The organism is Alkalihalophilus lindianensis, assembly GCF_032843265.1.
Taxonomy (GTDB): Bacteria; Bacillota; Bacilli; order Bacillales; family Bacillaceae_D; genus Alkalihalophilus; species Alkalihalophilus lindianensis.
In genome coordinates this window covers 1-276 of sequence record NZ_JAWJBA010000249.1, presented here as the reverse complement: position 1 = coordinate 276, position 276 = coordinate 1, and the positions used below count along the sequence as shown (strand labels likewise).

Genomic DNA, 276 nt, shown 5'->3' with positions numbered 1-276 from the left:
AACTGGGGCAGCTTTCGGATCGCCTAAATCATTTTGAACTTCAGCTTCTGTTAAGTGGTGAATATGATAAAAATAATGCGATCTTAGAGCTTCACCCCGGTGCAGGGGGAACAGAGTCGCAGGACTGGGGTGCGATGCTGCTTAGAATGTACACACGCTGGGCTGAGAGAAAGGGCTTTAAGGTAGTAACCCTTGATTATCTGCCTGGCGATGAAGCCGGAATTAAAAGCGTAACCCTTGGTATTAATGGGCATAATGCGTATGGCTATTTAAAAG

1 protein-coding gene is annotated in these 276 nt (G+C 46.0%); it reads left to right on the top strand.

Annotated elements, in window-relative coordinates; genetic code table 11:
• Positions 1-276: PCRF domain-containing protein (locus RYX56_RS22140; protein WP_317124088.1), on the top strand; the 276-nt coding region annotated here is incomplete at both ends.